Below are 5,568 nucleotides of genomic sequence, written 5' to 3' on the forward strand. Positions count from 1 at the left end.
AACTGTCTCTTGAAGCTAATTATGATGATTATCTTGAAAAAAAATGATAATTAGACAGAAGTTCTCTTGTTCACATAGAGAACTTTATCTTCTTTTGTTTTCAAAATGAGAATTGCTGGGGTTGTCGAACTGTCATTGGATTGACCCTGTGGCAACTTTTGCCCTCTATTTTAACCTAAACATTGGGAATTTTCGCTAACATTCCCCAACTGGTCCCACAAGAGCGGCATCGCACTTAGACCACAACTTCAATCAATGGGCATGGTGCGTTCCCCAAAAATCGATCAGTGAAGCAGTAGGACTTGCATTAGGGAACGCACCCTACAAGATCGGCGATCGCTGCGGTTAGAGCAAGCTTTAGCTGTGTGGCGACCCCAGGCGGGTTATGCTGCAGGTTTATTGCTGAAATCCTTGCTGGACAAGTCCCATCAGTGGTGGTATTTCCTCGATCATCCTCAAGTCTCTCCCGATCATAACCGAGCCGAGCGTTCTCTGCGTTTGGGAGTAACTAAGCGCAAGATAGCTGGTGGTTCTCGCTCCTTCAGTGGCTTTGTCGATACTGCCCGTTTATTGACCGTGATTCAGTCTTGTCGCGCCCAAGGCCGTTCGGTTTTAACTTTCTTCCGTCAGGCTTTGGCCTCTGTCCATCACCCCTTGAATACGGTTGTCTCTCTTATCCCCACTGCTGATTTTTCTCTCTTTGTCAACCCCTAGACCTGAATAGTTACAAAATGAGTTTTCGCTGACTTCACTTTCTCGCTTTGACGACCCCGAAAATATTAAAGTTATCCATCTGTACCTGGAAATCTTGAAAACCCGCATCAGTTGCCCATGCTTCGGTTAATTCTAGCGGTCTCAGGCGCATCACCCAAGGTTTACCTGTATGAGAATTTAATACCCTGGCAATAAACTCTAATTGGGGGTGGTAGGGTTGAATGGTAAAAATGAGCGTCCCGCCTGGTTCAAGAAGACGATATAATTGCTGGAAATGCTGACGAATTAACTCATTATCTGGTAATATTTCGTGGAGTCCCGAGACGACAATTAAATTAGGCGGTGGTAAGACCCGGTTTAAGTCGTCATCGTTAAAAGCGTCAGCTTGTTCGATAGTTGCTGATACGCCAAGGTGGAGAGCTAATTCTTGCGCTTTTTGCACATTTTCTGCCTTGTAATCTCGCAATAAAGCATTCACTGCACCACCCGAAAAATCTAGCAAAACTTCCAAGTCATAGCGGCCACCACCACAAGCAACATCGAGGAGGTTAGTTGTTACCCCTTGCTCAAAATTATCTTGGATAACTTGACGCAATACGCTTTTCAGAATTTCCCCACGTTGACGGATTCCCTGCCATCCCTGGGAGTCGAGATAAACACGGTCAATTATCTTGCCAAACCAGGTAATGCCGCTGGGACGATTGCGATAAACATACTCTAACATGACTCCTGAATCAAAGCCGTATTTCAAGCCCAGACGAATTCCGTCTGAAAGTTGCCCGATGGTTTGAAACAGCAATCTTACAAGGCTGTAGTAGATGGCTTTAGGATGCCAAATTGGCAGCGGACGACTTAGTGAATCATAGCTAGGTAAGGTTTGAGAATTCATGGTTAATTCCTTCGTTTAATCAAGAAAAATCAAGAACTTTTTTATTGCCAAGCAGAAAAATTTCCTGCTGCTGCCAACTCTTGTATTGACTGATTTAACAAATCCATAAAGCTTTGTTTATTGCCAGTCCAATGGAGAGGATTACCAAGCCAAACATCACAAAAGAAAGGGACTAATAAAGCTTCACCTTTGGGAAGTGTCTTGCCTAAACCATGCAAGAAAATTGGATAGATGGGGATTTCTGGATGCCGTTTCGCTAGATGGGCAATGCCACTCTTAAAGCTAGTTAAAGATTCAGGATTGCCGCGAGAGCCTTCAGGATAGATTAGCAGAATTTCTCTCCGCACTAATGCCTGAGAACAACTGTCTAGAGGATGCTCGCGAACATTCCCCATTTCGCGTCTTAAGGGAATGATACCAATAATATTTAGAGAAAACCAAGTCAGCCAGGGATTCTTTAACCAATAGTCCGCCGCCGCTACTGGACGCAATTTGTCTAATAACCTTAAGGGAAAGAGTGTCATCAATACCAGGGTATCGAGATGGCTGTTGTGGTTGGCAACAATTATCGCTGGTCCCGATTTTGGTAGCCTCTCTTTGTGACTGATTCTTAGTCCGATAATGACCAAGACAATCAGTCTAACCAAGCAACCAAAAAACAACAATCGCAGTAACTTATTCAAGCTAACATCCCCCGGAAATAAAAGTAAACAGTAAAATGGAAAAATAGGGGAGCAGTATAAGTTAAACTGTCAATACGATCAAGAATACCACCGTGTCCTGGTAAGAGATTACCGCTGTCTTTAACTCCTAAGTCTCGCTTCAGAGCCGATACAGTAACATCACCAATAAAACCGGCAATTCCCAATAGTAACCCCAGCCAGAATGCGTGAGTTAAATTAAACGGAGTTAACCAAGGAGCCAAAATTACTGCCAATACTATTGTCGTTATTATCCCTCCTAGCAAGCCTTCCCAGGTTTTGTTGGGGCTAACTGTCGGTAAAACTTTATGTCTTCCCAAACTTTTTCCCCACAAGTACTGGGAAATATCATTCAGAGCCGTCAAAAATAAAAGATACAGTAACAATCCAGCACCGCCAGCTATGGGATTACCTGCGGGTGGTAGCCTTAATAAATAGGCGACGTGACTGATGCTAAATACTGTCAGCATCAATCCCCAATGTAGAGTTCCTATTGCCTTGAGAAAACCGTGTATTTCTCCTGAAATTACCATCCGCATCGGCAAGATAAGGAACATATAAACTGGGATAAATACTAAAAACATTCCGTACCACTGACTGTAAATCCAGTAATATTGTAAGATGATTGCTAAATAAGCCCAAAACAAGACGCGACGGTCCGCACGGCGTGTGGGAATTAGAGATAAATATTCTTTCAGGGCCAGAAAACTGACAAAACCAAAAAAGATCACAGCTATTCCAGGACTGAGGATGAGAGAAGTTGAGAAAAGAAGGGTAATTGCCCACCAAGATTTGACTCGTTGCTTCAGTTCTGTATAATTTCTCTCTGGCAAAGTTAGGGAGAGAAGCTGAATTATGAGAGTCGCTAGTATTAATAGGATAAATACCCCTGCTAACCCCCAGATAACATTAATTGCTGGCTTCGTCCAAACCATGATACTCTAATTCCTTTAAGCTGCTGTAAGCCCGATTGATAATTGTCGAAAATAGCAGTAAGATTGTGGTAATCCAAATATAATCTAACCACTTTCCTGCTGTCAATCCTAATCCTAATAATAAAGCAATTATACCAAATAAAAAAGCACGATCACTTTTGCCCATTGGCCCTTGATATTGTCTTTTTCCACTCACTGTAACCCCGAGAACTCCAGTCATTTCACTGATGATTGACAGTAAGACAATTGGGACAACCAAAATACTAGAAACTCCTGGTATTAAGGCAAAGGGAAGGTAGAGGGCAGTATCAGAAATTACATCTCCTAGTTCATTTAAGATAGTACCTAACGATGTTTTCTGGTTGTAGTCTCTGGCTAACATCCCATCGATCGCATTCAGTGCAATTCGCATAAAAAGTACCAAAGGCATCAGCAACAGTAGCCAGCGCTGACAATGCCAAAGGACAATTGCTATTCCCATCAATACTGATAAGACAGCAGCAGATGTGGTAATTTGATTCGCCGTGATTCCTTGTTTCGCTAGTTGCTTGACTAGCGGACTCAATATCTTTTGAAAAGCTGGCTTTAATTGATAGATAGTAATCACGGAATTTAGATCAACTTTTATAAATTTGAAAATTTTTGTCCAGAGATATGGAACTATAGAACCGATTTGGTATCTTTTATAATGTAGATGCTAGGCTGAAAAGGTGAAGCGAAAACCTTGTCCACTATAGGTTGCAGGGAAGAGAGTCTGTAGCCTGTTTAACGGCAATACTTTGGTCTGAACCCCGTCAGTGAAGGCGCCACCGTCTAGTTATCCCCGAAAATCGATACTTTGGAGTAAGCCAAAATGTACTCAAGTAGTATGACGAATGAAGAGTGGTCTATCGTAGAACCGCTATTGCCAAAGAAGAAATTGACTTGCCCACCGAAATGAACCAAACGACAGATTGTCGATCTATCTTGAAGTGCCATTCAGGGCAATTCACTTTTGTCGAGAGTCTTTGGAGTTTCCATAGATGATTGTATGTAGTTGAGTAACGTTATGGTTTTGTACTATTTCTAGAATGTAGCTGCTTAATTTATCTGCACCAATTGCAGATGGCTCAATCGGATTAGCGTAATCAGATGTACTGGTAAAGATTTGGCGCAGATCAATAATTGGTAGTTTATAGGCTATTGCTGTTTGAATTATCACATCATTCCAAAATGTGAGTGCAGTTGTCGCTATGCTTTGGTATTCTGACTGCTCAAATCTTGGCTCGTAGATGGTGCAAATTGTTATTGGCAACTGTTTTTCCAGTAGCTCTTTGATTGCACTTACATAGTTAGCACGAAAATCTCCGACCAGCCTTGAAAATTTAATTATTACTTCTGCAACAGATTGTGCCCTCTGAGATAGATAGTCGATGTTGCGTAAAGCATCATTTCCCCCAACACTCAAAAACAAGTGAGTTGAGTCTTTAGGTAGCTTCTGAACTTGAGCATGGAGATCCGTGGTAATAGAACCATCAATAGCGAGTAAAGTGGCTTTCCATCCTAAAGGTATTTTGCGCTTAAGGTAATGGATAACATCTTCTTCAACATCCACATAAGGAGCATTATCAAATATGCTGTCGCCGAGCAAGACGATGTGGGTCATAAATCTATACCTCAAAATTTTCCACTTGCGCAAAGAAGCAATGCGACATAACTACATATTATAGGTCAACTTTCTGTATAACACTCTCTGGGGTAACGATATAGGTCAACTTTCTGTATAACACTCCATTTAGGCGCAATCGCCGGAACTTTTCCCTATATCACCCCCAAAAGCGTGTTAGCCAGATTAGCATATTGCCAAAAACCTTGGTTAACTAAATTCCTGACAATTAGGCTCATTCTAGCGATGATTCTTCGATCTGACCGCACCCATTGACAAAAATTTACAATTATTCGACCTTTAGCGATCGCTATCGGGGGATAGTTGTTTTTTGTTACAGCAGTGGGGGAGAAGGGAGCGGGTTTTTCAAGTTGAATTGGCAGTTAATCATACTATTAAAAACCGATTCAGTATAAAGACCCCGTTATGCCGTGTCCCTACAGATAGACTTCAATGGCTCTAGCATTCGGCGCGTCACGGAATGAATATTCGCCTTGCGCCTCGATAGGTATCAATATCAAGCACAATTTCAACAAGACTTTCAACACACCGACCTCGATATTCGGAATCATCGGAAATTTTGGGTCTGAAACCCCGCCGTTCTAGGTTGGCTTTACGTTAGAATTAAAAGGCCAGTCTCGAAAACCAAGTGGACGGCGCAGCACCTTGAAAACTCGGCTTAGG

At 42.2% G+C, this 5,568-nt stretch carries 6 protein-coding genes; 1 reads left to right on the top strand and 5 read right to left on the bottom strand.

Features of this window, described 5'->3' with window-relative positions; genetic code table 11:
• Positions 1-363 precede the first annotated feature (363 nt).
• On the top strand, positions 364-714 hold the full coding sequence (locus EWV66_RS03690; RefSeq protein ID WP_002796839.1) for an IS66 family transposase: 351 nt from the start codon (positions 364-366) through the stop codon (positions 712-714).
• Between the two features lie 34 nt (positions 715-748).
• Here the strand turns inward: EWV66_RS03690 and EWV66_RS03695 are convergent, their stop codons facing one another.
• The 5 genes from EWV66_RS03695 to EWV66_RS03715 all read right to left on the bottom strand — a co-directional run bounded on the left by EWV66_RS03695 (position 749) and on the right by EWV66_RS03715 (position 4,884).
• Positions 749-1,603 (bottom strand): class I SAM-dependent methyltransferase family protein, encoded by an 855-nt coding sequence (locus tag EWV66_RS03695; RefSeq protein WP_002768795.1) that lies wholly within the window; start codon positions 1,601-1,603, stop codon positions 749-751.
• 41 nt (positions 1,604-1,644) lie between these two features.
• Positions 1,645-2,286 (bottom strand): lysophospholipid acyltransferase family protein, encoded by a 642-nt coding sequence (locus EWV66_RS03700; RefSeq protein ID WP_072926606.1) that lies wholly within the window; start codon positions 2,284-2,286, stop codon positions 1,645-1,647.
• Positions 2,283-3,239 carry a phosphatidate cytidylyltransferase gene (locus EWV66_RS03705; protein WP_072926605.1) on the bottom strand — a complete coding sequence of 319 codons (957 nt, stop codon included), beginning with the start codon at positions 3,237-3,239 and terminating at the stop codon, positions 2,283-2,285. The genes EWV66_RS03700 and EWV66_RS03705 overlap by 4 nt, the downstream gene beginning before the upstream one ends.
• A complete protein-coding gene (locus tag EWV66_RS03710; RefSeq protein ID WP_002768800.1) occupies positions 3,214-3,846 on the bottom strand; it encodes a CDP-alcohol phosphatidyltransferase family protein in 633 nt (210 codons plus the stop codon). The genes EWV66_RS03705 and EWV66_RS03710 overlap by 26 nt, the downstream gene beginning before the upstream one ends.
• 381 nt (positions 3,847-4,227) lie before the next feature.
• Positions 4,228-4,884, bottom strand: coding sequence for an SGNH/GDSL hydrolase family protein (locus tag EWV66_RS03715; RefSeq protein WP_002758338.1), 657 nt, complete (start codon positions 4,882-4,884; stop codon positions 4,228-4,230).
• Positions 4,885-5,568: the final 684 nt, after the last annotated feature.

The organism is Microcystis sp. M_OC_Ca_00000000_C217Col, assembly GCF_007095585.1.
Taxonomy (GTDB): Bacteria; Cyanobacteriota; Cyanobacteriia; order Cyanobacteriales; family Microcystaceae; genus Microcystis; species Microcystis panniformis.

Bases quoted from the DNA above. Each gene is read 5' to 3' on its own strand.
- EWV66_RS03715 (WP_002758338.1), bottom strand. From the start codon at position 4,884: ATGACCCACATCGTCTTGCTCGGCGACAGCATATTTGATAATGCTCCT.
- EWV66_RS03705 (WP_072926605.1), bottom strand. From the start codon at position 3,239: ATGGTTTGGACGAAGCCAGCAATTAATGTTATCTGGGGGTTAGCAGGG.
- EWV66_RS03695 (WP_002768795.1), bottom strand. From the start codon at position 1,603: ATGAATTCTCAAACCTTACCTAGCTATGATTCACTAAGTCGTCCGCTG.